The organism is Streptacidiphilus jiangxiensis, assembly GCF_900109465.1.
Lineage (GTDB): Bacteria > Actinomycetota > Actinomycetes > Streptomycetales > Streptomycetaceae > Streptacidiphilus > Streptacidiphilus jiangxiensis.
Genome location: NZ_FOAZ01000003.1, coordinates 102,442 through 126,854 on the forward strand (window position 1 = coordinate 102,442; position 24,413 = coordinate 126,854).

Below are 24,413 nucleotides of genomic sequence, written 5' to 3' on the forward strand. Positions count from 1 at the left end.
CCGAGCGGTTACCCATCCGCTGGTTTCCTTTCACAGCGCCGCGAGTTCGTCGGCCAGGTCGTCGAGGCCGAAGCTGCCCTGGGCCAGGGCGCGCATGTGCCAGGACTTCAGGTCGAAGGTCTCGCCGCGGGCCAGCTTCGCCGCCTGCGCGGCGGCGCGGCCCTGGCGCCAGACGCGTTCGCCGAGCTTGTAGCCGATGGCCTGGCCCGGCCAGCCCAGATAGCGGATGATCTCGCTCTCCCGCATCTTCGCCGGGACCCCGCTGTGGGCGGCGAAGAACGCGGAGGCCAGCTCCGGCGTCCAGGTCTCGCCCGGATGGAACGGGGAGTGGGCCGGTATCACGGCGCCGGTGTGCATGCCGATGTCGATGATCACGCGGATGGTCCGCATCATCTGGTGGTCCAGGAACCCCAGACGGCGGCCCGGATCGGCGAGGAAGCCGAGTTCGTCCATCAGGCGCTCCGCGTACAGCGCCCAGCCCTCGACGTTCGCGCTGACCGTGCCCAGGGCCACCTGGTACCGGGAGAGCGAGTCCGCCGCCGCGACCCAGGAGGCCAGCTGCAGATGATGCCCCGGGACGCCCTCGTGGTACCAGGTGCTGACCAACTGCCAGGTCGGGAACCGCTCCCGGCCCAGCGTCGGCAGCCAGGTGCGGCCCGGGCGGGAGAAGTCCAGGCTGGGCCGCGTGTAGTACGGGGCGGCCGCGGTGCCCACCGGGGCGATCCGGGACTCGACCCGGCGCAGCGGGCCGCGGATGTCGAAGTGCGTGCCGTCGAGCGCGTCGACGGCCTCGTCCATCACGCCCTGGAGCCAGGCGCGGACCTCCTCGACGCCCTCGACCGCGTGTCCCTCGACCTCCAGGTGCGCGATGGCCTCCTGCGGTGTGGCACCGGGCTCGACCCGGTCGGCCTCGGCCCGGATCTCTCCCTCGAGACGGTGGAACTCCTCCCATGCCCACGCGGTGGCCTCCGCCAGGTCCGGCTCCGCACCGGTGTGCGACCGCACCGACCGCTGGTAGAGCTCGCGTCCGGCGATGTCCGGCCGCCCGGCGGCGGCCGGGGCGTAGACCTCGCGCAGCCAGCCGCGGAACGAGGCCACGGAGTCCGCGGCCCGGGTTGCGGCGGCGTCCAGCCCCGGGCGGAGCGCCTCGGGGCAGTCGCGCGCGAACCCGGCGTACCAGCTGTCCTGGTCCTCGAACCACGCCCCCAGCTGGGTGACCACGGTCGCCACCTGCCGCGGACCGCTCACCAGGTCCCTCCGCAGCCCCTCGGCGAGCGTCGCCCGATAGCCCTGGACGGCCCCCGCGACCTCACGCATGCGGTCGACCTGGGCGGCCCAGTCGTCGTCGGTCGCCGTCGGCGTCGACAGGAAGATCCCGCGCACGCCGTGGATCGGCGCGGTGATGTTGTTCAGCGAACGGAAGTGGTCGCCGGCGTCGTGGACGGCGAGGCGGGCGGTGAGCCGCTCGCGCAGCAACCGCGCGCAGGACGCCTCCGCCTTGGCGCCGAAGGCCGCCTCCGGCAGGGCGGCCAGCCGGGCCAGGGCCTCCCGCGCGATCGCCGCCTCCTCGTCGAAGCCGTCGGGCGAGAGGTCCGGCTGTCGCCTGCCGCCCGGATCGACGCCCAGCCGGGCCGCGATGACCGGCTGCTGACGAACCATCCGGTCCAGGTACGCGTCGGCGATCTGCCGCGGCGTGGTGGCCGCCGGAGCGTGGGTCGCGGTGTCCACCGAGGGCGGGAGGAAGGAGTCTGCCATGGCGCACACCTTGCCGCGCCGGGGCGGCTCGGACCAGCCCGCCCCGGCGCGGGCAATGGCCCGGATCCGGGCGGCGCGCAAGCCACTGAGGCCTGTCGCCTGGACGGAGGGCTGACTGCTGGTCAACTCAGCGCGGCGCGGGCGATGCCGAGGACGAAGCGGTTCGTGTCGGCGGTCTCGCTGGTGGGCGTGAACGCGTAGACCAGCACCCGCGCGCCGTCCCGCGTCACGAACGCGCCGTCGGTGTAGCCCGGTCGCGAGCCCGTCTTGCCCCAGAGCGTGACGCCGTTGATCGTCGCGCTCATCAGGCCCATGCCGAAGCAGGCACGCCCGGGGTTGCCCAACTGGCACTGGCTGTGGCCCACGTACGCGACGTCAGGAACGGTGAACATGTCGTTCAACTCGACTCCCGGCAGCAGCCGCCCGTCGAGCAGGCCCTTCATCAGCGTGCTCAGGTCGCCCGCCGAGGAGATCATGCCGCCCTCGGCCCAGGGGTAGGGGCTCTGCCGGGTCACGTCCACGAGCTGCGTCGCGCCGCCGCCGGTCCCGACGGCCAGGTATCCGTGGAGCTTCGGCCCGCGGATGCCGTCGTCCGTGGCGGCGGGCACCTCGGTGGCGCCGAGCCGCAGCGGGCGGATGATGCGCCGCTCGACCTCGGAGGCGTAACTGTGGCCGGTGACCTGCTCGACGAGAGTGCCGAGGAGGTAGTCGTCGACCCCGTTGTACTGCTGCTCGGTGCCGGGCGCGAAGCTCATCTGCTCACCGTCGAGCGCGGCCTCGACCTGCGCGGGCGTGGGGTGCTCGAAGCGATGCGCGACGAAGCCGGCGTTGTCCGCCTCGTCGTCGCCGATGTCCACGGCCGGCAGACCGCTGGTGTGGTTGAGCAGCTCGGCGACGGTGATCGGCGGGAAGTCCGCCGGCAGGACGCCGGGCAGGTACTGCTGGACGGTCCCGTCGAGCGCGACCCGGTGCTCGGCGACCAGTTGCAGGGTGACGATCGCGGTGAAGATCTTCGTCACGCTGCCGATCCTGAACCGCGCGTCCGGCGCGGGCGCGGTCCCCTCCGCCACGTCACCGAGCCCGGACACCCCGCTCCAACTGCCGTCCGTACCACTGACCTCGACCACCGAGCCGGTGATGACGGGGTTCGGCAACCCACCGATCGCCGCCTGCAGCGCCACACCGTCCGGCTGCCCGAACCCCGGCGCGGCGCCCCCTCCGGCCGCCACGGCCGGCGTCACCGCGACCCCCACCACGACCGCCGACGCCACCGCAACCAACCCGGCCCGCACGGATCCGTTGAGCTTCACCGCAACCCCTCCCGACTCCCTCGTACACGTCCCCTCCGGACACCCCTCAGCCTTCCGGAGCACATGACGCCCGTCGCTGTCGCCGGGACCCGTCTTCCCGGTGGCCCTGGCACCACCCCGTGGGGCGGATCGCCTCGGCGGCGGTCGAGGGGAAAGCGGACAGGTATCGGCACGCCGACGACGAGTTCGATCGCGCGATGCTCGAACTGGTCCTCAGCGCGATCGTCCTCGGGGAGCCGGCCACGGACCTGCGGGAGGCGCTCGTGGCACTCGGTCGCGCAACGCCCGGATCCCCGGAGGCTCCCGCCGGGGCGATCCTGCACAGCTCGCGCGGTCCCCGGACCCCTTCCAGGGCCGGGCACGAAGCAGCCCCCGACCGTTGTCGCTGGTCGGGGGCTGCTCTACGGCGGAGTCTGTGGGATTTGAACCCACGGTGGCGGTGAAGCCACGACGGTTTTCAAGACCGTTCCCTTAGGCCGCTCGGGCAAGACTCCTGGTGTGAACGGGGTGATCGTATGCGATCACGGTCCACGCCAGGGATCTTCTCACGAGTCGGGCCGCAAGTGGTGGCGATTACTGGTTGTCACCGGTTCGGGAGCCGAGGGTGAGGGTCGTCGTGTGGGTCTGCCCGTTGCGGGTGTAGGTGACGGAGACCTTGTCGCCCGGGTGGTGCGCCCAGATCTCGCTGACCAGGGTCGGACCGGAGTCGATGATGACGCCGTCGAGGGAGGTGATGATGTCGCCCGGCTTCAGACCGGCCTTGTCGGCGGGACCACCCGGAGTGACCGGCGGGGTGCCCTGGACGGCGCTGGTGTTGATCCGGGCGCCGTCGCCGGTGTAGGTGTCGTCGCGGAGGATGCCGATGATCGGGTAGACCGGGACCCCGGTCTTGATCAGCTGCTGGGCCACCCACTTGGCCTGGTTGATCGGGATGGCGAAGCCGAGGCCGATGCTGCCGGACTGGCCGCCGCCGGAGGACTGGCCGGTGGACTGGATCGCCGAGTCGATGCCGATGACCTGGCCCTCGCCGTTCATCAGCGGACCGCCGGAGTTGCCCGGGTTGATCGAGGCGTCCGTCTGCAGCGCGTTCATGTAGGACGTCTGCGCGCCCGTCTGGTCGCCGGAGGCGACCGGGCGGTTCTTGGCGCTGACGATGCCGGAGGTGACCGTGCCGGAGAGCCCGAAGGGCGCGCCGATGGCGATGGTGGTGTCGCCGACCTGGACCGCGTCCGAGTCGCCCAGCGGGAGCGGGACCAACTGCTCCTTCGGGGTGGAGTCCAGCTTGATCACCGCGACGTCGTAGCCCTGGGCGCGGCCGACGACGGAGGCGCCGTAGCTCGAGCCGTCGGCGAACTTCACCGTGAGCTTGCCGCCGCCCAGCGAGGGGGCGACGACGTGGTTGTTGGTGAGGATGTGACCCTGGGTGTCGAAGACGAAGCCCGTGCCGGTGCCCGACTCGGAGGAGCCGCTCGCCTCGATGGTGACGACGCTCGGCAGCGCCTTCTGCGCGATCGCGGCGATCGAACCCGGGGCGCGGCTGAGGGCCTTCGGGTCGGTGCTGCTGGAGACGGTGGTGCTGGCCTCGGTGCCGCCGGAGTTGCGGCTCTCCATCCAGGCACCGATGCCGCCGCCGAGGCCGCCCGCGAGGATCGCGGTCGCCGCGAGCACGGCGATGAAGGTGCCGCGACGGCTGCCCTTCTTGGGCTTCTCGTAGGGCACGCCCGCCCCGTACATGCCGTAGGGGCCGACACCGGCGTCGTACGGCGGCTGCCCGCCGAAAGCGCCGCCCGTGGCGGTGGGCGGCGTGGTGGGGGGCTGCGTCGGAGGAGCCGGCGGCAGCGGCGGCGCGCCGTACGGCTGGGCCGGAGCGGTGGGCTGCGCGGCGGGCGGTGCGGTCGGGTAGCCGGGAGCCGGCTGCGCGTGGGCGGCGGCCTGCGGCTGGTACGGCGGGACGGGCGGCTGCGGGAGCGGCTGCGTGGGCGCGCTGTCCTCGCTCGCCGCCGGTGCGGCGGCGGACGCGGCGGCGGACGCAGGCGGCTCCACGAACGCGGGGAGCTGCGCGGTGGCGGCAGGCTCGACCGACTCGGCCTCGACCTCGGCCGCGGGCGCCGCAGGCGCCGGGTAACCGGCCAGGTCGGGGTCGGCCGGGGGCTCGACGGGGCTGCTCGCAGGCGCCTGATCCACCGGACGATCCGTGCTGTCCGCCGGAACCGCAGCGGGGGCGGGGGACTCCATCCCCTCGGGCGCGCCCTCGTGCTCGGTGCTCACGAACGACCTCCTTGTTGAGGGACCAACGTCCCTAGCATTCCGCACACGCTGTCGGGGCATCGTAAATCCCAGCCGTGCGCTGAGCACCGTCTCGTTGTCCGAACTGCGGCGATGCTCTTGGCCCCGCCGGCGGGACGGCTTACCATGCCCTCGAACACACGCATCATATGCGCGGGAGCTTGGACCTTGATCCGGGCTGAGAGGGCAGCGAGCCGCAGACGCGGCAGGGCCGCCGACCGCCTGAACCTGACCGGGTAATGCCGGCGTAGGGAGCTCTGTAGACGGCCATGTCCGCGACCCTGCACGACGACGCCTCGAAGGCGTCCCACGAGGCGCGCCCCGAGGCGCCGCTCGTCCTCGACACCGCCCCGCCGCGCACCCTCGGGTTCCGCGACCAGGCGGCCTTCTGGGCCAACCTGGGCGTGAGCCTGATCGGGTTCTCCAGCGCGGCCACCGTGATGGTCAACGGCGAGGGCAAGAACCTGGCGCTGGCCGCCTCGATCACCGCCATCGTCGTCGGCACCGTGGTCGGCACGCTCATGCTCGCGCTCGCGGCGCTGATCGGCGCCCGGACCGGCGCTCCCGCCATGGCGGTGCTGCGCGGCCTGTTCGGCACCCGCCTCTCCTATGTACCGACGGTGCTGAACATCCTCCAGTGCATCGGCTGGGGCGTCTACGAGCTGATCGTGATCACCCAGGGCGCCCAGGCGCTCTACGGGGGCATCCCGCGCTGGGTCTACGTCGTCCTGGCCGGCCTGCTGACCACCACGATGACGATCTGGCCGCTCGGCTCGATCGCGGCGCTGCGCCGCTACGTGGCCGTCGCCGTCGGCGTCTCGATGCTCTACTTCACCGTCCAGCTGGCCCGGCACGGGGTGCAGAACCCCGGCGGCGGCAACTGGAACGGCTTCCTGCAGGCCACCGACTACGTGGTCGCGGTCTCCATCTCCTTCGTGCCGCTGGCGGCCGACTACACGCGCCACTCGAAGAGCGGCAAGGGCTCCTTCTGGGGCACCTTCACCGGCTACACCGTCGCGCAGGTGTGGTGCTACGTGGTCGGCGCGATCGCGCTGACGCAGGTCGGCGGCGACCCGAACAAGATCTTCTCGACCTTCACCGGCCTGACCGCCGGCTGGATCTTCTTCCTGGTGCTGGTGCTGCGTGAGGCGGACCAGTCGTTCGCGAACGTCTACTCGACGGCCATGTCGATCCACAACCTCTTCCCGAAGGTGGACCGGCGCTGGCTGACGCTGGGCATCGGCGCGGTCGTCACGGCGTGCGCGCTCTCGATCGACGGCTTCACCAACACCTACTACGCCTTCCTCGGCCTGATCGGCGCGTTCTTCGTGCCGCTGCTGGCGGTGCTGGCGGTCGACTTCTTCCTCGGCCGCGGCCGCGACGGCTGGGACATGAGCGAGACGGCGCCGACGCGCTGGCTGATGCTGCTGCCGTGGGCACTGGGCTTCGTCCTCTACGAGCTGATCAACCCCGCGACGCTGCCGTACGCGTGGTGGACGGACTTCTGGGCGAACGCGCAGAAGTTCACCCACATCCACCCGACCTCGTGGACCTCGGCCTCGCTCTTCTCCTTCCTCATCGCGGGAGGGGTCACCCTGGCGCTCGCTCCGGCGCTGCGCCGCCGCGGCGCCTGACCGGCGCGTGACCGGACCACGGCACCTGACCAGCGTCTGACCTGCGCGAAGGTCCGGGGGCAGCGCGTTCACCTCGCGTACACGCGCGCCGCCTAAGGTGGAGGCGTGCACAGCCAGCCCAGCCCCCGGACCCTCGTCCCCAACCGCGCGCAGACGACGGTCATCGCCCACCGCGGCGCCTCCGGCACCTTCGCCGAGCACACCCTCGCCGCCTACCAGCTGGCGTTGGAGCAGGGCGCGGACGGACTCGAGTGCGACGTGCGGCTCACCGCCGACGGCCACCTGGTCTGCGTGCACGACCGCACCGTCAACCGGACGTCGAACGGGCGCGGGGTCGTCTCCACGCTGGAGCTGGCCCAGCTCTCCGAGCTCGACTTCGGCGCCTGGAAGGCGAACGGCACCGACGCGCCGGAGGAGGCCGACTGGACCTCTCCCGAGCACACCCGCGTCCTGACGCTGGAGCGCCTGCTCGAACTGCACGCCGACGCGGGCCGTCGGGTGGAGCTGGCCATCGAGACCAAGCACCCCACCCGCTACGCGGGTCTGGTGGAGAAGCGCCTGCTGGAGCTGCTGCACCGGTTCGGCCTGGTGCCGAGCAAGGCTGACGGCCCGTCGCCGGTGCGGGTGATGAGCTTCTCGCAGCTCTCGCTCAAGCGGGTCCGGCAGATGGCGCCCGAGCTCCCGACGGTCTTCCTGATGGAGCGCGTCCTGCCGTGGCTGCGCGACGGCTCGCTCCCGCACGGCGCACGGATCGCCGGCCCCGGCATCGACCTGGTCCGCGCCAATCCCGGCTACGTCGCCGCGCTGCACCGGGCCGGGCACCGCGTCCACGTGTGGACGGTGGACGATCCGGAGGACGTCGAACTGTGCCTGCGCCTGGGCGTCGAGGCGATCATCACCAACCACCCGCGGCGGGTTCTCGACCAGCTCGGACGGTAGACCGAGCCCCTGCCGAGTCATGGGGTTCATTCCGGCCGATGGCCCGATCCATTCGTCCGGAATGGCTGGAAATTCCTCTGGACCCTGGCCGGAAGCACATTTTCCGACCACGAGTGACCGCATAGCGTAACGGCGTAGTGACGCGCTGTGAAATGCGCTCCTTGCGCGCGCAGTGAGCCCCCGGAAAGCACGCAGGGTTGCCTTGTTTTCAGTTTTCGACTTGCCCGCACCGGGCATTCACACCCTGGCGCAAGACGAAGGAGGAGGTCCGGGGGTGGCCGTGGTGGTGGCGCATGATGTGCCGACTTCTTCGTCGACCATGGCAGTGCCTCATGGTCCGGAGAGTGTGCGTGCCGCGCGACGGAGGCTGCGCGAGGATCTCGGTGAACACCTGGTCCCCGAGCCCGTCATAGACGACGCGGTACTGATCCTGTCGGAACTGCTCAGCAATGCCTGTCGGCATGCGAGACCGCTGGAGCGGAAGCCGGCTCCGCAGGAGCACGAAGAAGTAGTGGTGGGTTGGGAGTTGCACAGCGACGGCCTGCTGACCGTCGAGGTGACGGACGGCGGCGGCCCGACGCGGCCGCGTCGCGGCAGTCCGTCCCTGACGGCGAAGGGCGGCCGCGGGCTGGGGATCGTCGGTCAACTGGCCTCGGAGTGGGGCGTCCGCGACGACGCCCCGGGCGAGGTCACCGTATGGGCCGTCCTCCGCGTCCGTGCCCGCCACGCCCGCCGGGAGGAGCCCCCGGCCGCGGCAGCCAGTTAGGCACCGCCGCCCAGTTGCACCGTCCAGGGGGGCGGCTGCGCCGCCTGGGAGGGTGCAACTACCTCTAGGCTCTCAGGGAGACACGTTCCGTTCCCCTCGGGAGTTCGCACCATGGCCAAGAAGAAGGCCCCCCTCCGCTCCGCCGCGGCCGTGACCGACGGGCCGGTGCCCGTCGTCGGCGCGCGGGAAGCCTGTCCCTGCGGGTCGGGCCGTCGTTACAAGGCGTGCCACGGGCGGGAGGCGGCACACGCTGTCACGGAGCTGGTGCAGCGCCCGTTCGAGGGCCTGCCGGGCGAGGGCGACTGGGTCGCGCTCCGCGAGCTCGTGCCGGCCGCCACCGTCGCCCTGACGGTGAACCCGGAGACGCTCGCCACCGCAGCCGGTGACGTGCCGTCGGTGACGCTCGCGACCGTGCTGCCGATGGCCTGGCCGGCCATGCGCCGTCAGGACGGCAGCGTGCTGCTGGGCCTGCAGACGCAGACCTCCTCCGGCGACCTGAGCCGGGACCTCGCCGACGCGCTGGTCCAGGCGCTGGCCGCCGAGCCGGGCAACCCCGTGCCGCCGCGCCGCCCGGCGCCCGGTGGGCCGCGCCTGCAGGAACTGCTGGACCTGGACGCCGCGTTCGAGCCGGACGTGCGGTCCGGCTTCGAGTTCTGGCTGGAGGACCCGAGCACCGCGACCGGCGAGGTCGCCGCCTCGCTGGAGCAGGCCAACGCGGCGATCATCCCGACCGCCAAGCTGGAGTCGGTGCCGCAGGCCTACTGGTGCGCCGCGCCGGACCGCAACCACCTGCGCTGGGTGATGCCGCACGCCGAGGAGGCGCTGCTCGACGCGCTCGCGCGGCTCGCCGCGGCCGGCGAGGCCTCGCTCGGCGAGGGCACCAAGCTGGTCGGCTCGTTCCGTGCGCACGGCCTGGTCGTGCCGGTCTGGGACCTGCCGCAGAGCGTCACCGCCGCGGACGTCGAGAAGCCGGCCGCGGAGTTCGCCGAGCGCCTGGCCGCCGCGCTCGCGGTGACCGAGCCGCTGACGCCGGAGCAGCGCAAGGCGCGGGCCTCGCTCACCAGCCGCCAGGTGACGCTCAGCTGAATTGGTCTCACTTTCGGCAGTCGACACACCACCAGGTCAAGTGATCTGCATCACATTCACCCGGTGGAGTCGATAATTCCGCACAAATCGACGGCCTCAGGGAATTTGCTTGCGGGCCAGAGTTTGTTACGGTTTGAACAGCCCGGTCGCTGGTGCATCCCCCGTCGCCAGCGGCCGGGCCTTTTCCTTTTCCTGATACACGTGCTCGGGGCGCTCAGCCGCTCAGGGCGCGAGCGTCGCCCCGTCCGGTGCGGCGACGCTCGCCGCGACCAGTGCCTCCACCAGATCGCCCACCGCGGGCAGCCATGGCCGCCGCTGCGAGGACGCCGGGCGGCGGACCCAGCGCAGCGCGCCCGACGCGGTGCGCGAGGGCGGGAGCACGACGAAGCCGCCGGGGCCGTGGTAGCGCAGGCTGGTCGGCACCCACTCCTGGGTCTCCAGCAGCTCGGCCAGCTCCGGGAACGAGTACGGCGCCACCAGCAGCACGTAGCGCGTCGGTGTCGCGATCACCGGCCCGGTGCGGACGTGCAGCGCGTCGAAGTAGTCCAGGACCCGCGCACCGGCCTCGGCGGGCAGGCTGAGCGCGCAGACCTTGCCCCCCGTGGCGACCAGGACCGGCGCCTGCGGACGGCGCGACCACCACCACTGGATCATCCGGTCGTCCGTCGTCGCGGCGAGCAGTTTGGGGTCGTGCGGATGGACCCCGGGAATCAGGCAGTCCGGCCGGGGGCAGCGGCAGCCGCCGTCCGCTCCGAGGCCGACTCCGGGCAGCACCGGCCAACCCCACCCCTGGGAAGCGATCCTGGCCGCGCCGCGGAGTCGCGCCCGGGAGCGGAGCCGACCCACCTTGCTGACGAGTGTTGATACCCCGCGCATGAGCACTCGTTCCTTTCCGTGACGGTCAAGGATCGGTACGTGACCTCGCGCAACGAGAAGCGCACCACGCCCGACGGGCTCGTGGAAGCCGACGGGACGGGCGCGGGACGGCGGTGACATCCGGCTACCAGGACCTTCCGGCCCGGGCGATGCCGCCCCTACCGGTTCTCTACCCATCGAAGGCTCGCGCGAGCACGTTCTGGGACGAGACTGACGCATCGTCCGGAATGACGCACGGTGAGCGCCAATGGTTCCTCCGTTCGGGGTATTCCCCCGGCGGTGTGCGAACGGGTCTGCTAGAGGGATCGACGCGGGGGTGTCGCGGAGCGGCGGGGACCGTACCATCCGGGGATGGCCCCGGACTCTGCATCGGCCCACGAGGCTGATTCCGCATCAATTCCCGTTCCGGACAACGCACCCGAATGCGTCGTCGTGGTGCCCGCCCACAACGACGCGGGTCGGATCGCCCTGACGGTGCTGGCCGCGCGCGCCCTACCGGGCGTACGGGCGGTGGTGGTGCTGGAATCCGGCCCGAGCGCCTCGACCGATTCCACCCGGCGGGTCGCCGCCGACAGCGGCGCGGCGGTGCCCGCGGACGCCTCGGCCCTGGCCGGATACGCACCTCTGCCGCTGCTGTTCCTGGACGCGGGCCGCCAGCAACGGGTCACGGAGGCGCTGACCCTGCTCGGGCCCGTCGTGGCGGGCCGGGCGGACGCCACGGTGGCCGTCGGCGGCGGGCGCGGGGACGCGGCGGCCCGGCTGTCCAGGCGGGGCCTGGAGCGGGCCGGGCTGGTCCTGCCGGGGGTCCTGTCGGGCGAGTACTGCCTGAGCCACGCGGCCTGGTCGCTGAGCTGGCCGCCGGCGGCGGGTGCGGGGGCACTGCCCGGTGCGGTCGCCGATCTGCTGCGGGCCGGACGGACGGTCCTTCCGGTCGTGCTCGAAGCACCGAGGGAGCACCGGGCCCGCGGCTGGCGCGGGCGGCGGCAGGTGGCCCGGGCGCTGCGGGAACGTCGGTGACCAGCCGGATCATCGCAGCCGGTAACAGAACTCGATCTGATAAACGATCATTCGCACCGATGTTTTTCGGCCAAATATTCGGGCAAAGACACCAACCACCCGGCAGCGGACAGTTCTGGACATCACCCGATCGGTGTGTGTAGAAGAGACTCATTAATTGCCGTATGGCATGACATGGGGGTGCATAGTGATTCAATTCAGACAATCCACTAAGAATCCAGCATCACTCTTTGTAGTTTTCGCAGGTGCGGACCATGGCTGAGCCCCAGACCACCACTCCGCCCACGGCCCTGGGCCTCCCCGCGCCCGCCGGCCCTGCTGAAACGATCAGCGGCGAGCAGATCTGTGCCATGCGCGAGCGCTCCGCCGACCCCCTGGCTGATTTGACCACCCTCTACGACCTGACCGACCGGCTCGGCAGCGCACCCGACCTCACCGCGGCACTGAACGGCGTCCTCACCGACGGCGCGGCCCTGGTCGGCGCCAGCCGGGGCATGCTCCTGCTCACCCACCCCTTCACCACCCTCGGCCTCGGCCTCGACCGCGCCGACCTCGGCGCGCTGGAGACCGTCCCCACCGCCCAGGTCCTGCGCCCGAGCGCGGGCGAACCGACCGGCGACCGCTTCCAGGAGGTCGCGGTCCAGCTCGGCATCGCCGCGTCCTACGCCCAGCCGCTGGCCGACCTCGGCTCCGTGGTCTGGTTCTACGACACCCCCACCCAGCCGAGCGAGCGCGAACAGCGCCTCGCCGGGCTCTACTGCGCCTCCGCCGCGCGCATCCTGGCCAAGGAGGTCGACCGGGACCGCCTGCGCCGGACCGCTGACGCGCTGCGCCGCGGCCTGCTCCCCAACGCGCTGCCGCGGACCCCCGGCATGCGGCTCGCCGCGCGCTGCGTCCCCGCCGGGCTCGACGGCGCGGGCGGCTGCGACTGGTACGACGCGATCGCCCTGCCGGAAGGCGCGCTGGCCCTCAGCGTCGGCAGCGTCACCGGGGGCGGCCCCGACTCGGCGGCCGCCATGGGCCGCCTGCGCGCGGCGCTGCGCGCGTACGCCGTGCTGGAGGGCGAGGACCCGGTCGCCGTGCTCGGCGATCTGGAGCTGCTGCTGAAGAGCACGGAGGCGGCCCGCAGTGCGACGGCGCTGTACGCGTACGTCGAACCGGGCGCGCGCCGGCTCTCCCTGGCCGGGGCCGGCCAGTGCCCGCCGCTGCTGGTCACCTCGTTCGGCGCCTCGTTCGTGGAGACCTCCCTGAGCGCACCCCTGGGCATGCTGAGCTGCTGGGAGGCGCCCGGCGTGGAGCTGCGCGCGGACCGCGGCGATCTGCTGCTGCTCTACACCGACGGGCTCGCCCGCCGCTGCGGCAGCTCCCTCCACGCCGGCCAGGCTCGCCTGCGCGCGGCGGCGGCGGAGGCACCGCGCGACATCCGCCACGACCCGGAACGTTTCTGCGACCACCTCCTGGAAACCTGCCTCGGCACGCCGCGACCGGACCCGGGCGAGGACGACGTGGTCCTGCTGGCAGCCAGGTTCGAGTAGGCGCCCGGTTGCACCTTCCGGGGGCGCGAGGCTCTGCCCGTGCGGCTCCGCCGCGTGGGCGCGAACGACCACTGACGAGCAGATGGCCCTGCGCGTTCGGGGCTCTACCTGCGTGCGTGGCTTGTCGCGCAGTTCCCCGCGCCCCTGGACAGTGCAAGTTACCCAACGACTGTTATGAACCCACCCTTCCGCCGTACCCTTGTACGGACCGCGTGCCCAGGACACCCCTGACATTCGTGCGCGTGTTCCCCGTACCACGAGGAGGCGACAGAGCGTGACCGAGGAGAACCTCGCGCCCGAGGAGACCGAAGAGGCCGCGCCGCAGGCGATCAAGCAGCGGAAGAACGGCCTGTACCCGGCCATCTCCGACGAGCTGACCGCCGTCATGAAGGCCGGCTGGGCCGACACGGAGCTGCGGGACCTCGTGCCCGCCGAGCAGTCCGCGTACGCGGCCAAGCGTCGCGCCGCGCTCTCCGCGCGGTTCCCGGGCGAGCGGCTGGTGGTTCCGGCCGGGAACCTGAAGACCCGGTCGAACGACACCGAGTACAGCTTCCGCGCCGCCACGGAGTACGTGCACCTGACCGGCGACCAGACCGAGGACGCGGTCCTCGTGCTGGAGCCGCAGGGCGACGGGCACGACGCGTACCTGTACCTGCTGCCGCGCTCCAACCGTGAGAACGGCGAGTTCTGGCTCAGCGGCCAGGGGGAGCTGTGGGTCGGCCGCCGCCACAGCCTCGCCGAGGCGGAGACGCTGCTCGGGCTGCCCGCCCGGGACGTGCGCGAGGCCGCGGCGGAGCTGGCCGAGCGCGCCGAGGAGCACCCGGCCGTCACCCGCGTCGTGCGCGGGTACGACGCCGGGATCGAGGCCGCCCTCGCTCCGCACACCACCAAGCACGGCGACGCCGAGCTCAAGGTCTTCCTGAGCGAGCTGCGCCTGGTCAAGGACGAGTGGGAGATCGCGCAGCTGCAGGCCGCCTGCGACGCGACCACCAAGGGCTTCACCGACGTCGTGCGGGAGCTCGCGCAGGCCGTCGCCACCTCGGAGCGGTGGATCGAGGGCACCTTCTTCCGGCGCGCCCGGGTCGACGGCAACGACGTGGGCTACGGCTCCATCTGCGCCGCCGGTCCGCACGCGACCACGCTGCACTGGGTCCGCAACGACGGCCAGGTCCGCCCGGGCGAGCTGCTGCTGCTGGACGCCGGCGTGGAGACGACGACGCTCTACACCGCCGACGTCACCCGCACCCTGCCGATCAACGGCGAGTTCGACGAGCTGCAGCGGAAGATCTACCAGGCCGTCTACGACGCCCAGGAGGCCGGCATCGCGGCCGTGAAGCCGGGTGCGCGCTACCGCGACTTCCACGAGGCGTCGCAGCAGGTGCTCGCGGAGCGGCTGGTCGAGTGGGGTCTGCTCGAGGGCCCGGTCGAGCGGGTGCTGGAGCTGGGCCTGCAGCGCCGCTGGACGCTGCACGGCACCGGCCACATGCTCGGCCTGGACGTCCACGACTGCGCCCAGGCGCGCGTCGAGTCCTACGTCGACTGCGTGCTGGAGCCGGGCATGGTCCTCACCGTCGAGCCGGGTCTGTACTTCCAGGCCGACGACCTGACCGTGCCGGAGGCGTACCGCGGCATCGGCGTCCGGATCGAGGACGACATCCTGGTCACCGCCGACGGCAACCGCAACCTCTCGGCGGCGCTCCCGCGCACCGCCGACGAGGTCGAAAGCTGGATGGCGAGCCTCAACAGCTGAGGCCCGCCATCGGGTCGATCAGTCAGCGGTCATGGCCGCGTGGTTCAGCCGAGCCGCGCGGCCATCGTCTTGAGGACGTTGAGCGAGCCGGCGGTCACGTCGAGGTGCGGGTTGGTGCCCTCGACGGTGACGAAGGAGACCGTGTTGCCGCGCTGGACGAAGAACTCCTGCGCGTCCGACGGCAGGTCGGGCAGCTCGGCCGGACGGCCCAGCTTGTTGCGGATCTCCACCCGGTAGGAGACGCCGTCCTGGATCCACGCGGTGCGGTCGACGCGGGCGTGCACGGGCTTGCCGGTCTGCATGTCCACCGCGCCGTGGTCGAGACGGCCGACGCAGGTCGCGTAGTCGAACTCGATCCGCTTGAGCGCGGCCTTGGCCTTGGCGGCGCTGGAGAAGTGGAAGAGGACCTCGCTGCCCTGAACGTGGCGCGCCTTGGTGCCGTACTGCTCGACCGAGACGGAGCTGCTGTGCAGCTCGTGGGTCGGGTCGGCCGCACCGCAGGTGTAGAGCCACTGGAACTCGCCCGTGGTGGTGTAGCGGGTCTTCGGCTCCGCCTGCCAGTGGAAGGCGGACGTCTGCGGCATCTGGGCGCCGGTCAGCCACGGGGAGGTGTGGCCGGCCGCGTTCGCGGTGCCGGTGGCCCCGGCGGCCAGACCGAGCGCGACAGCGGCGACGGCGGCGAACTTGGCGGCGCGGGACGAACGCAGAGCACGCATGACTGGACCCCCCAGGGTTCCTCGGTGAGGCGCGCTGTGTCGCGCCTCGCTGCGATCACCATTAGATCGGACCGGCCGTCACTGCTCTCTGCCCGAACCGTCTTGATCACGTAACAGCGGGATAAGGTCGCGTCATGGCCGTCGACCTCGTCCTGACCAGGCAGCCCGCGTCCGTGCACACCGTGGCCGTGCTGGCTTTCGACGGCATGGCCCCGTTCGAACTCGGGGTGGTGGTCGAGGTGTTCGGGCTGGCTCGGCCCGAGCTCGGGGATCTGCCCTGGTACGAGCTGAAGGTCTGCGCCGAGGAGCCCGGGCGGGATCTGCGGGCCGTGGGCGGGTTCAGCCTCAAGGCCGAGCACGGGTTGGACGCCCTGGCCGCCGCGGACACCGTGATCGTCCCCGGGGTGGCGCGCGCCGGCGGCGAGGTGTCGCCCGCGCTGGTCGCGGCGCTGCGCCAGGCACACGCGCGGGGTGCGCGGCTGGTCTCCATCTGCTCGGGCGCGTTCGCACTCGCCGCGGCCGGCGTGCTGACGGGCCGTCGGGCGACCACGCACTGGCGCTACGCGGACCTGCTGGCCGCCCAGTACCCGGATGTCGAGGTCGACTCGGACGTCCTCTACGTCGACAACGGCGACGTGCTGAGCAGTGCCGGCAGCGCCGCCGGCATCGACCTGTGCCTGTACCTGGTCCGCGCGGACCACGGCGCGCAGGTGGCCAACACCGTCGCCCGCCGGTTCGTGGTGCCGCCGCACCGGGAGGGCGGCCAGGCCCAGTTCATCGAGGCGGCGGTCGGCCCGCTGCGCCCGGAGGAGGACGGCGTCGCGCGCAGCATGGCCTGGGCGATGGAGCGCCTCGCGGCCCCACTGACGGTCTCCCGGCTGGCCCAGGTGGCCGGCATGTCGGAACGCTCCTACCTGCGGCACTTCGCCGGCCGGAACGGGACGAGCCCGATGCGCTGGGTGATCGCGCAGCGCGTCGCGGCCAGCCTGCCTCTGCTGGAGTCCGGGTCCGCGCCGATCGAGGAGGTGGCGACGGCTGTCGGGTTCGACAGCGCCGCCACCTTCCGTCACCACTTCACCCGGACGATGCGGACCACGCCGACGGCGTACCGGCGGGCGTTCGGCCGGGTGGCCTCGTAGGGCCTGTCCGACGATTCCCCTCGGATCGGGCCGTCAGAGGCTGCGGGCGGTGATGTCGCCCATGCCGGTGGTGGCGCGGATGTCGAGGCCGGGGGTGCCGTCGTTCTTCAGGGCATTGGCGACGCGGCCGTGGCCGGTGCCGGCGTCGAGGGTGGCGCAGACGCCCGGGGCGGCGCCGACGGTGATGTCGCCCATGTGGGTGTGCAGGACGACGGCCCCCACGGTGGCCTCGGCGATGCGGATGGCGCCGCGGTTGGTGGTGATCTGGGCGGCGCCGTTCAGGCGGCCGATCTCGACGTCGCCGTCGACGGCGGCCAGCCGGACGCCGGCGGCCTCGTCGATCTTGATCTGGCGGTAGGCGCCCTCGAAGTCGACCGCGCCCAGGCGGCCCACGCCGCGCAGTTCGCAGGCGTCGGTGCGGCCGGTGACGCTGGAGCCGGCGGGCAGCTGGACGGTGACCTCCACCGAGCCGGAGGGGCCGAAGAGCTGGTTGCGGGGCTCGGGGGTGCTGATCCGCAGCACGCCGCCGTCGAACGCGACGGTGGTGTTCTCGGCGGCCTTGACGTCGCGGCCCTTGCCCGGGTCGGCGGGGCGGACCTCGACGACGGTGTCGGTCCGGTCGGCGGCGATGACCTGGACCCGCCCGGCGGCGATCTCGACGACGGCGGCGATCGCGGCGGGGGTGTCGAACTTCTGCATGATGCTCTCCGGTGGGTGCACTGGTCGGCGTTTCCGACATGAGAAACGCTACGTTGCGTTCCCGCACAGCGCAATGACTTCGTTGCATCCAACTTAGATATGCGCAGTTCAGAACCACTATTTCGTTGCAACGAGACGGAATCTAACGCAATGACAGATCACCGTCGTCGTTGCATTGGATGGACCTGAACGCTATGCTGGCCGCGTCGGGGACGGACGGAGGGAGACCGCAGGTGCCGGGAGGCCGACTCACCCAGCAGGAACGCCAGCAGATCGCGCTGGGGCTGGCCGACGATCTCGCGTACGCCGAGATCGCACGGCGTCTGGACCGTCCCACCTCGACGATCACGCGCGAGGTCGACCGCAACGGTGGTCCGAACGCCTACCGGGCCGACCTCGCCCACCGCGCCACCGAGCACCGCGCCCGCCGCCGCAAGGCCACCGCGCCGCGCGGGCAGGGCATTTCGGACGACGCCCGCGACGAGGCCCTGCGCGCCTACGAGGAGACGTTCACGACCCTGCTCATGAGCCAGGGCCTGCCTCGGATGACCGCCCGCGTGATGACCCGGCTGATGACCGCCGACGACGGCATCACCGCCGCCGAGCTCGTCCAGCACCTGGAGGTCAGCCCCGCCTCCGTGTCCAAGGCGATCGGCTTCCTCGAGGAGCAGGGCCTGGTCCGCCGCGAACGCGACGAGCGCCGCCGCGAACGCTACTTCGTCGACGAGGACGTCTGGTACCAGTCCACCATCGCCAGTGCCCAGGGCATCGCGACGGTCGCCGCGACCGCGCGTCAGGGCGTCGCCGTCGTGGGTCGCGACAGCCCCGCCGCCACCCGGCTGGAGAACATCGCCCGCTTCAGCGACTTCATCAGCGAGACGATCCTGCGCGCGGCGGGGCAGGCCCGCGACATCCTCCACAGCAAGCCCGCGACCACCCGGGAGGACTGACGGGGGTTCTCCCCACCCCCGAGGCGGGGAATGGCCGGATGGTCCGGGTCGGGCCGCGCTGGAAGTGTGAGTGGACGTCACCACACGACCTGCAGAAGGCAGAACCCTCATGCGAAGCACCAAGCTCGGAGCCCGTTTCGCCGCCCTCGCCGCAGCTCTTGCCCTCGCCTGCGGGATGGCGGCACCCGCCTTCGCCGCGGCGGCGCCGACGGCCTCGCAGACGGTCTCACGGCGCGGCGACGTCGTCCGCGTCACCCCGATCGACCACCTCACCGCCGCACAGGCCACCCGGTACGCGCGGGAGAACGGCTTCGCCGTTCCCGACGGGCGCGACGGCGTCGACGCCTACCGGATCGTCTACCGGACGGTGACCCCGCAGGGGCGGGCGACCACCGCCAGCGGCGTGCTCGCGCTGCCGCACGACGCCGGAGACCGGGCCCTGCCCACGGTGGAGTACACGCACGGGACCATGCCCTACCGGGGCGACGCACCCTCCGTCTCGAACGGGCCGGACCGGGCGGTGCCGGTGATGTTCGCCGCGCAGGGCTTCGCCGGGGTCGCCCCGGACTACCTCGGGCTCGGCGTCGGTCCGGGTGCGCACCCGTACATGGACGTCGCTTCCGAGACGACGGCCTCCGTCGACCTGCTGCGCGCGGCCCGCACCGTCGCCGCCAGGCACGGGGAACGTCTGGACGGACGGCTCTACGCGACCGGGTTCTCCCAGGGCGGCGCGGCCGCGATGGGCGTGGCCCGCGCCGCGCAGCGCGGGGACGCGCCCGGCTTCCGGCTCGCGGGGCTCGCCCCGGTCAGCGGCCCCTACGACCTGAGCGGCCAGGAGTTGCCGGCCGCGTTCGACGGACGCCTCGCACCGCCGACCGCAGCGTTCTACCTGGCCTACGTGCTGACGGCGTGGAACCGGCTGCACCCGCTCTACCACTCACCGTCCGAGGCGTTCCGCGCCCCGTACGACAAGACCCTCGCGCCGCTCTTCGACGGCGACCACACCGACCAGCAGATCGTCGCCGCGCTCGCGCCGAACCCGCAGGCGCTGCTGACGCCGAAGTTCCTCGCCCTGCTGCAGCACCCGACCGGGGCCTTCGCGGCGATGCTGCGCACCGCGGACGCGGTCTGCACCGACTGGACGCCGCGGGTGCCGGTCCGCCTCTACGCCGCCGACCGCGACACCGACGTCGCCTTCGGCAACGCCGTCTCCTGCGACCGCTCGCTGCGCGCGCACGGTGTGGACGCACCGCTGGTGAACGTCGGACACGTCGACCATCCCCACTCCGCGTACCGCGCCTACCCGCAGATCCTGCGCTGGTTCGAGACCCTGGCCGGGCAGCGCTGAACGCACGGTGGGCCGCCGCCCTCACGGGCGACGGCCCACCGTCGGTGACACCTGCGCCTCAGGCCTCCGCGCGGTCCGCGTTGGCGACGATCGCCCCGCGGAACCAGGCGGCGGCGCCCGGCGCGACCTTCTCGTACGTCTCGGTGAAGCGCGGGTCCGCGATGTACATGTCGGCCATGCAGCGGTGCATCCCGTACGAGACGTCGAAGAAGCGCCGGGTGATGTGCTCCCGGTGGTCCTCCGCGATCCGCATCGCCTGCTCGCTGTCCGACGCGACGCCGGCGCCGATCGCCTCCGCGATCCGCCGGTTGAGCTCGTCGCCCTCGGCCTGGATCTCGACCCAGTCCTGCTTGTCGTACTGCGCGGCGCGCCGCTGGGACTGCTTCCACGCGTCGGTGTTGCCCCAACGCTGCTCGGCCTCGTCCTGGTGGTCGACGTAGTCCTCGCCGAACACCTCGAACTTCTCCTCGGGGGTCAGCTGGATCCCCATCTTCCTCGCCTCCAGTGCGTGTTCCACGGACGCGACCATCTCCTGGAGCCGGTCGATCCGCCCCAGCAGCAGACTGCGCTGGCGGCGCAGGTGCTCACTCGGGCTGACCTCGGAATCGTCCAGGATGGACGCGATGTCGTCGAGGGAGAAGCCGAGTTCCCGGTAGAAGAGGATCTGCTGCAACCGGTCCAGGTCCGCGTCGTCGTAGCGGCGGTAGCCGGACGGCGTGCGGTGGCTCGGGCTGAGCAGCTTGATCTCGTCGTAGTGGTGCAGCGTGCGCACGGTCACCTTGGCGAACCGCGAGACCTGACCGACCGAGTAACTCATGGGGCCCTTTCCTCTCCCTCGTCACCCAGCCTGCGGTCTCACGTGACGTGAGGGTCAACCGCAATTCTGCGACGCGGGTCAGGAGGCGTGGGCAAGAGGACGACCACGGCGCTCGCCGTGGTCGCGGTAGGTCAGGGTGCGGTCGAAGCTGACGACCGCGCCGGAGCGCGGGTGATTGCGGAACTGGACGCTGTCGGAGAGCGCCCGGATCAGGAACATCCCGCGCCCGCTCTCGGCGCACAGGTCCGGCGCGACGGACTTCCGCACCGAGGTGGCCGCCTTCGCGCGCCGGCCCCGGGCGCCGTGACGCAGCCGAACGGCGAAACCGGGGCCCGAGTCGCTGACCTCGATGTGCAGCCGGTCGCCGATGATCGCGGCGGTGACCTGGAAGCCCTGGTCCGCACCGGAGTCGAGGCCGGCCCGACACGGGCTCGCGTGCTCCACCGCGTTCGCGCAGGCCTCGCTCAGCGCGACGCCGACCTCGTAGGACACGTCCGGGTCGACCCCGGCCGCGGCCATCGTCCCGAGCAGCACCCGCCGGGCCAACGGCACGCTCGCCGGCTCACGCCGCAGGTGCAGAGACCACCAGATGTCCACGAAAGGCTCCTCCTGGCTGCGGCACCACATACCAGTAGGTATTGCCGACCCGCCCGGGAACGAACCGCTCCGCTCGGATCTTGTCGCTCTCTTGGCGGACAAGAGGAGCGCGCGGGCGCATCAGGGGGCGCGAAAAAGCCATGCGCCGACCCGTGGTTCTGCGCCTGGCAGCGCTCTGAGAGACTGGCGGGCGTCATGGCCACCCCGGGCGCCTCGAGCGCAACCAGTCCGGACCTTCGCGCAGTACGGGCGCTGCCCTTCGCGACGGTCTGCGTCCTGGTGTCCGCGCTCGGGCACGTGTGCGCCGGCGGTGGGCCGGTGCCCGTACCGACGCTGATCGTCGGACTCGTGCTGGTCGCCCTGCCGGCGGCCGCGCTGGCCGGCCGGGAACGCGGTCTGCCCGCCATCGCGGGCGGCCTCGCCGTGGGCGAGCTCGGACTGCACACGCTGTTCCACCTCACCGTGCCCGCCGGCTCCACCGGCATGGCCGGGATGCCGGGCATGGCGGCCGGTTCCACCGACCCGATCGCACGCCTCGCGGCCTCGCTGCTCTGCGGCCCGCTCCCGGCCAACACCTCCGCCTGGCAGATCGTGAGCGACGCGGGCCTCGACCCGCACCGCTACCTGGCCGCCGCGCCGATGCCCACCGGCAGCTCCCTGTGGGCGGCGCTGGGGCTGACCCCGGCCATGCTCGTGGGCCACCTGCTGGCCGCGCTGGTCGCCGGCTGGTGGCTGCGGCGCGGCGAGGCGGCGCTGTTCCGGCTGCTCGGTCTCGCCCTGGAACCGCTGCGGGTGCTGGTGCGCCAACTCGTCGGCCTGCTCACGGCCGTCCTGGGCGCCGACGCCGAGGCGTCCCGGCCCCGCGTCCCGCGCCGCTCGGACGAGCCGTGGCGCCTGCCCGGCCGCACCCATCTGCGGCACCAGCTGGTCCGGCGCGGCCCGCCGCGCGCTCTCCCGGTCTGACGTCCCCCGCCCACGGCGGCGACGCGGACCCCCTGCCTTCTGCACCGGGCCCCCACGGGCCCGCTACCCATGCCGTCCGCGCGCGTCGCCTGTCACTCCTGTCAGGCGCGGCGGACCGGCGCACCAGGCTTGAGGAGAGATCCCACACCATGCGTATGCGTACCGACCTTCGCACCTCCGTCCGTCGTCCGGCCGTCCGCCGACTCGCTGTCCCGGCCGCGCTCGCCGCGGGTGGCGTGCTGCTGCTCGCCGGACCCGCCTCCGCGCACGTCACCGTGCAGCCCGACGCCGCCACCGCCGGCGCCGCGGACCAGGTCTTCGCGTTCCGGGTGCCGAACGAGTCGGACACCGCCTCGACCGTCAAGGTCGACGTCTTCTTCCCCCCCACCCACCCCATCGCCTCCGCGCTGGTCGGTGCCGTGCCGGGCTGGACCAGCGAGGTGAAGACCACCAAGCTGGCCACCCCGATCCAGACCGACGACGGCCCGGTCACCGACGCCGTCTCGGAGATCGTCTGGACCGGCGGCAAGATCGCCCCCGGGCAGTACCAGGACTTCACCGTCGACTTCGGGCAGCTGCCCAAGGACACCAAGCAGCTGGTCTTCAAGACGCTGCAGACCTACTCGGACGGCAGCGTGGTCCGCTGGATCGACGCCCCGGCCACCTCCGGCGGCACCGAGCCGCAGCACCCGGCGCCCACGCTGAACCTCACCGCGGCCGGCTCCGACGCGGGTTCCGGAAGCACCGACGCCAAGACGTCGGGCGGCAGCAGCAGCCAGACCGCGGCGAGCAGCACCGGCAGCGAGAGCGACACCGCGGCGCGCGTGCTCGCCGGCGTCGGCGTGGCCGTGGGCCTGGCCGGCGTCGCCCTGGGCTTCCTCGGCTGGCGTCGCGGCGGACGCGGCAGCGCCTCCTGATCGGCGCCGATCCTCGCTGACCTGCGCTGATCGGCGCTGATCGGCGCTGACCCGCGCAGGTCCGCGCTGATCGCGCCGATCCGCCGGGCACGGCTCCGGTCGTGTCCGGCGGCCCGCCCGCAACGTTCCCTCCTCTTCTTCTCCCCCGGGAAGCCAAACCTCATGACCTCCTCCCTCCCGACCCGCCGCTCGCTCCTGCTCGGCGCGCTCGGCGGCGCCGCCGCCCTGCTGCTGACCGCCTGCGGCTCCTCCGGCTCCGCCACCGGCGCGTCCTCCGCGGACGGCAGCCAGATCACGCCCTCGATGCAGGCCCAGTCCGGCCCGTACCAGGGCGACTCGCTCGGCCGCACCTTCGACAAGCCCGCCGTCACCCTCACCGACACCAGCGGCAAGCCGTTCGACCTGGTCGCGGGCACCCGCGGCAAGGCCATGCTGCTCTACTTCGGCTACACGCACTGCCCCGACGTCTGCCCGACGACCATGGGCGACATCGCCGTGGCCGTCAGCAAGCTGCCCAAGGACCAGCAGAGCAAGGTCGACGTCGTCTTCGTCACCACCGACCCCGCCCGGGACACCCCGAGCGAGATCCGCACCTGGCTCAACGCGTTCAACCCGAACTTCATCGGGCTCACCGGCGACATCGACACGATCATCGCGGCGGCCAAGTCCGTCGGCGTCTACGTCGCCGCCCCGGTCAAGGGTCAGGAGCCGGTGCACGGCGCGCAGACGCTCGGCTTCCTGCCCGCCGACGGCAAGGCGCACGTCCTCTACACCAGCGGCACCACCACGGCCGTCTTCGAGCACGACCTGCCGCTGCTGATCAAGGGCGTGACCCCGTGAGGCGCCGCGCCTCGGCGCTGGCGCTCGCGGCCGCGCTCCCGCTGGTGCTGGCCGGGTGCGGGTCCTCCGGCGGCCACGGCTCCGCCGACGCCGCCACCGGGGGCGCGCGGCTCAGCGTCACCGGCGCGTACATACCGCTGCCGTCGATGCCGGACATGGCCGCCGGCTACTTCGTGCTGCACAACGACGGCGACCGGGCCGCCACGCTCACCGGCGTCACCAGCCCGGACGCGCGGTCGGTCTCCATGCACCAGAGCACCGCGTCGACCATGGTCGACCTGCCGAACGTCCAGGTGCCCGCGCACGGCACGGTGACCTTCGCCCGGGACGGTCGGCACCTGATGCTGATGGGGCTGCACCCGGCGCCGAAGCTCGGCGCGCGGATCGAGCTGAACCTGCGCTTCGAGGGCGCCGCACCGGTTACCGTCCAGGCGACCGTGCAGCCGCTGACGTACCAGCCCGGCCAGTGAGCA

Annotated in this window: 22 protein-coding genes and 1 tRNA gene; 14 read left to right on the plus strand and 9 right to left on the minus strand. The window is 72.4% G+C overall.

The window, feature by feature from the left end:
• Positions 1 to 30 precede the first annotated feature (30 nt).
• The 4 genes from BMY61_RS06775 to BMY61_RS06790 all read right to left on the minus strand — a co-directional run bounded on the left by BMY61_RS06775 (position 31) and on the right by BMY61_RS06790 (position 5,333).
• Positions 31 to 1,755 (minus strand): DUF885 domain-containing protein, encoded by a 1,725-nt coding sequence (locus BMY61_RS06775; RefSeq protein WP_042454229.1) that lies wholly within the window; start codon positions 1,753 to 1,755, stop codon positions 31 to 33.
• A gap of 122 nt (positions 1,756 to 1,877) precedes the next feature.
• On the minus strand, positions 1,878 to 3,065 hold the full coding sequence (locus BMY61_RS06780; protein ID WP_042454224.1) for a serine hydrolase domain-containing protein: 1,188 nt from the start codon (positions 3,063 to 3,065) through the stop codon (positions 1,878 to 1,880).
• Between the two features lie 407 nt (positions 3,066 to 3,472).
• Positions 3,473 to 3,559: transfer RNA gene (locus BMY61_RS06785), tRNA-Ser, on the minus strand.
• A 79-nt stretch (positions 3,560 to 3,638) separates the two neighbouring features.
• On the minus strand, positions 3,639 to 5,333 hold the full coding sequence (locus tag BMY61_RS06790) for a S1C family serine protease (RefSeq protein WP_075003783.1): 1,695 nt from the start codon (positions 5,331 to 5,333) through the stop codon (positions 3,639 to 3,641).
• 287 nt (positions 5,334 to 5,620) lie between these two features.
• Between BMY61_RS06790 and BMY61_RS06795 the strand changes: the two genes are divergently transcribed.
• The 4 genes from BMY61_RS06795 to BMY61_RS06810 all read left to right on the plus strand — a co-directional run bounded on the left by BMY61_RS06795 (position 5,621) and on the right by BMY61_RS06810 (position 9,776).
• Positions 5,621 to 6,985 carry a purine-cytosine permease family protein gene (locus BMY61_RS06795; protein ID WP_042454222.1) on the plus strand — a complete coding sequence of 455 codons (1,365 nt, stop codon included), beginning with the start codon at positions 5,621 to 5,623 and terminating at the stop codon, positions 6,983 to 6,985.
• Positions 6,986 to 7,090: 105 nt separating this feature from the next.
• Entirely contained in the window at positions 7,091 to 7,924 is an 834-nt protein-coding gene (locus BMY61_RS06800; protein ID WP_042454220.1) for a glycerophosphodiester phosphodiesterase, read from the plus strand.
• Between the two features lie 274 nt (positions 7,925 to 8,198).
• Positions 8,199 to 8,690: an ATP-binding protein gene (locus tag BMY61_RS06805; protein ID WP_052439125.1), complete on the plus strand. Its 492-nt coding sequence runs from the start codon at positions 8,199 to 8,201 to the stop codon at positions 8,688 to 8,690.
• Positions 8,691 to 8,801: 111 nt separating this feature from the next.
• On the plus strand, positions 8,802 to 9,776 hold the full coding sequence (locus tag BMY61_RS06810; RefSeq protein WP_042454218.1) for a DUF5926 family protein: 975 nt from the start codon (positions 8,802 to 8,804) through the stop codon (positions 9,774 to 9,776).
• Positions 9,777 to 9,998: 222 nt separating this feature from the next.
• On the opposite strand, the gene BMY61_RS06815 is transcribed toward BMY61_RS06810, so the two are convergent.
• Entirely contained in the window at positions 9,999 to 10,652 is a 654-nt protein-coding gene (locus BMY61_RS06815) for a bifunctional DNA primase/polymerase (RefSeq protein ID WP_042454216.1), read from the minus strand.
• A gap of 351 nt (positions 10,653 to 11,003) precedes the next feature.
• Here BMY61_RS06815 and BMY61_RS06820 point away from each other — a divergent pair, with 351 nt between their 5' ends.
• The 3 genes from BMY61_RS06820 (at position 11,004) to BMY61_RS06830 (ending at position 14,954) form a co-directional block, all read left to right on the plus strand.
• Entirely contained in the window at positions 11,004 to 11,669 is a 666-nt protein-coding gene (locus tag BMY61_RS06820) for a glycosyltransferase family protein (RefSeq protein WP_143094207.1), read from the plus strand.
• A 254-nt stretch (positions 11,670 to 11,923) separates the two neighbouring features.
• Complete coding sequence (locus BMY61_RS06825; RefSeq protein ID WP_042454214.1) at positions 11,924 to 13,204, plus strand: PP2C family protein-serine/threonine phosphatase; 1,281 nt, start codon at positions 11,924 to 11,926, stop codon at positions 13,202 to 13,204.
• 274 nt (positions 13,205 to 13,478) lie between these two features.
• Positions 13,479 to 14,954 carry an aminopeptidase P family protein gene (locus tag BMY61_RS06830; RefSeq protein ID WP_042454212.1) on the plus strand — a complete coding sequence of 492 codons (1,476 nt, stop codon included), beginning with the start codon at positions 13,479 to 13,481 and terminating at the stop codon, positions 14,952 to 14,954.
• Positions 14,955 to 14,998: 44 nt separating this feature from the next.
• Here BMY61_RS06830 and BMY61_RS06835 read toward each other — a convergent pair whose 3' ends face one another.
• The gene (locus tag BMY61_RS06835; RefSeq protein ID WP_042454211.1) at positions 14,999 to 15,670 is read right to left on the minus strand and encodes a hypothetical protein; all 672 of its coding nucleotides are present in this window, start codon (positions 15,668 to 15,670) and stop codon (positions 14,999 to 15,001) included.
• Positions 15,671 to 15,804: 134 nt separating this feature from the next.
• Here BMY61_RS06835 and BMY61_RS48315 point away from each other — a divergent pair, with 134 nt between their 5' ends.
• The gene (locus BMY61_RS48315; RefSeq protein WP_042454209.1) at positions 15,805 to 16,809 is read left to right on the plus strand and encodes a helix-turn-helix domain-containing protein; all 1,005 of its coding nucleotides are present in this window, start codon (positions 15,805 to 15,807) and stop codon (positions 16,807 to 16,809) included.
• 33 nt (positions 16,810 to 16,842) lie between these two features.
• Here the strand turns inward: BMY61_RS48315 and BMY61_RS06845 are convergent, their stop codons facing one another.
• The gene (locus BMY61_RS06845) at positions 16,843 to 17,508 is read right to left on the minus strand and encodes a DUF4097 family beta strand repeat-containing protein (protein WP_042454207.1); all 666 of its coding nucleotides are present in this window, start codon (positions 17,506 to 17,508) and stop codon (positions 16,843 to 16,845) included.
• Between the two features lie 233 nt (positions 17,509 to 17,741).
• On the opposite strand from BMY61_RS06845, the gene BMY61_RS06850 reads away from it, so the two are divergent.
• Both BMY61_RS06850 and BMY61_RS06855 read left to right on the plus strand, forming a co-directional pair.
• Positions 17,742 to 18,458 (plus strand): GbsR/MarR family transcriptional regulator, encoded by a 717-nt coding sequence (locus BMY61_RS06850; protein WP_042454206.1) that lies wholly within the window; start codon positions 17,742 to 17,744, stop codon positions 18,456 to 18,458.
• A 109-nt stretch (positions 18,459 to 18,567) separates the two neighbouring features.
• Positions 18,568 to 19,806, plus strand: coding sequence for an alpha/beta hydrolase family protein (locus tag BMY61_RS06855; RefSeq protein ID WP_042454204.1), 1,239 nt, complete (start codon positions 18,568 to 18,570; stop codon positions 19,804 to 19,806).
• A 58-nt stretch (positions 19,807 to 19,864) separates the two neighbouring features.
• On the opposite strand, the gene BMY61_RS06860 is transcribed toward BMY61_RS06855, so the two are convergent.
• Positions 19,865 to 20,623, minus strand: coding sequence for a MerR family transcriptional regulator (locus tag BMY61_RS06860; protein ID WP_042454202.1), 759 nt, complete (start codon positions 20,621 to 20,623; stop codon positions 19,865 to 19,867).
• A 78-nt stretch (positions 20,624 to 20,701) separates the two neighbouring features.
• Positions 20,702 to 21,220 (minus strand): ATP-binding protein, encoded by a 519-nt coding sequence (locus BMY61_RS06865; protein ID WP_042454200.1) that lies wholly within the window; start codon positions 21,218 to 21,220, stop codon positions 20,702 to 20,704.
• 195 nt (positions 21,221 to 21,415) lie between these two features.
• Here BMY61_RS06865 and BMY61_RS06870 point away from each other — a divergent pair, with 195 nt between their 5' ends.
• From BMY61_RS06870 to BMY61_RS06885, 4 genes are all read left to right on the plus strand, one after another.
• Positions 21,416 to 22,183, plus strand: a complete 768-nt coding sequence (locus BMY61_RS06870; RefSeq protein ID WP_052439123.1) for a hypothetical protein — start codon at positions 21,416 to 21,418, stop codon at positions 22,181 to 22,183.
• A 149-nt stretch (positions 22,184 to 22,332) separates the two neighbouring features.
• Positions 22,333 to 23,100, plus strand: a complete 768-nt coding sequence (locus BMY61_RS06875; RefSeq protein ID WP_342342513.1) for a YcnI family copper-binding membrane protein — start codon at positions 22,333 to 22,335, stop codon at positions 23,098 to 23,100.
• A gap of 162 nt (positions 23,101 to 23,262) precedes the next feature.
• On the plus strand, positions 23,263 to 23,940 hold the full coding sequence (locus BMY61_RS06880; RefSeq protein ID WP_042454196.1) for an SCO family protein: 678 nt from the start codon (positions 23,263 to 23,265) through the stop codon (positions 23,938 to 23,940).
• Positions 23,937 to 24,410, plus strand: a complete 474-nt coding sequence (locus BMY61_RS06885) for a copper chaperone PCu(A)C (RefSeq protein ID WP_042454194.1) — start codon at positions 23,937 to 23,939, stop codon at positions 24,408 to 24,410. Before BMY61_RS06880 ends, BMY61_RS06885 begins: the two co-directional genes overlap by 4 nt.
• The last annotated feature ends 3 nt before the right edge of the window (positions 24,411 to 24,413 follow it).

Coding starts and splice junctions, on each gene's coding strand:
- BMY61_RS06775 (WP_042454229.1), bottom strand. CDS start 1,755: ATGGCAGACTCCTTCCTCCCGCCCTCGGTGGACACCGCGACCCACGCT.
- BMY61_RS06795 (WP_042454222.1), top strand. CDS start 5,621: ATGTCCGCGACCCTGCACGACGACGCCTCGAAGGCGTCCCACGAGGCG.
- BMY61_RS06810 (WP_042454218.1), top strand. CDS start 8,802: ATGGCCAAGAAGAAGGCCCCCCTCCGCTCCGCCGCGGCCGTGACCGAC.
- BMY61_RS06815 (WP_042454216.1), bottom strand. CDS start 10,652: ATGCGCGGGGTATCAACACTCGTCAGCAAGGTGGGTCGGCTCCGCTCC.
- BMY61_RS06820 (WP_143094207.1), top strand. CDS start 11,004: ATGGCCCCGGACTCTGCATCGGCCCACGAGGCTGATTCCGCATCAATT.
- BMY61_RS06825 (WP_042454214.1), top strand. CDS start 11,924: ATGGCTGAGCCCCAGACCACCACTCCGCCCACGGCCCTGGGCCTCCCC.
- BMY61_RS06835 (WP_042454211.1), bottom strand. CDS start 15,670: ATGCGTGCTCTGCGTTCGTCCCGCGCCGCCAAGTTCGCCGCCGTCGCC.
- BMY61_RS48315 (WP_042454209.1), top strand. CDS start 15,805: ATGGCCGTCGACCTCGTCCTGACCAGGCAGCCCGCGTCCGTGCACACC.
- BMY61_RS06845 (WP_042454207.1), bottom strand. CDS start 17,508: ATGCAGAAGTTCGACACCCCCGCCGCGATCGCCGCCGTCGTCGAGATC.
- BMY61_RS06855 (WP_042454204.1), top strand. CDS start 18,568: ATGCGAAGCACCAAGCTCGGAGCCCGTTTCGCCGCCCTCGCCGCAGCT.
- BMY61_RS06860 (WP_042454202.1), bottom strand. CDS start 20,623: ATGAGTTACTCGGTCGGTCAGGTCTCGCGGTTCGCCAAGGTGACCGTG.
- BMY61_RS06870 (WP_052439123.1), top strand. CDS start 21,416: ATGGCCACCCCGGGCGCCTCGAGCGCAACCAGTCCGGACCTTCGCGCA.
- BMY61_RS06875 (WP_342342513.1), top strand. CDS start 22,333: ATGCGTATGCGTACCGACCTTCGCACCTCCGTCCGTCGTCCGGCCGTC.
- BMY61_RS06880 (WP_042454196.1), top strand. CDS start 23,263: ATGACCTCCTCCCTCCCGACCCGCCGCTCGCTCCTGCTCGGCGCGCTC.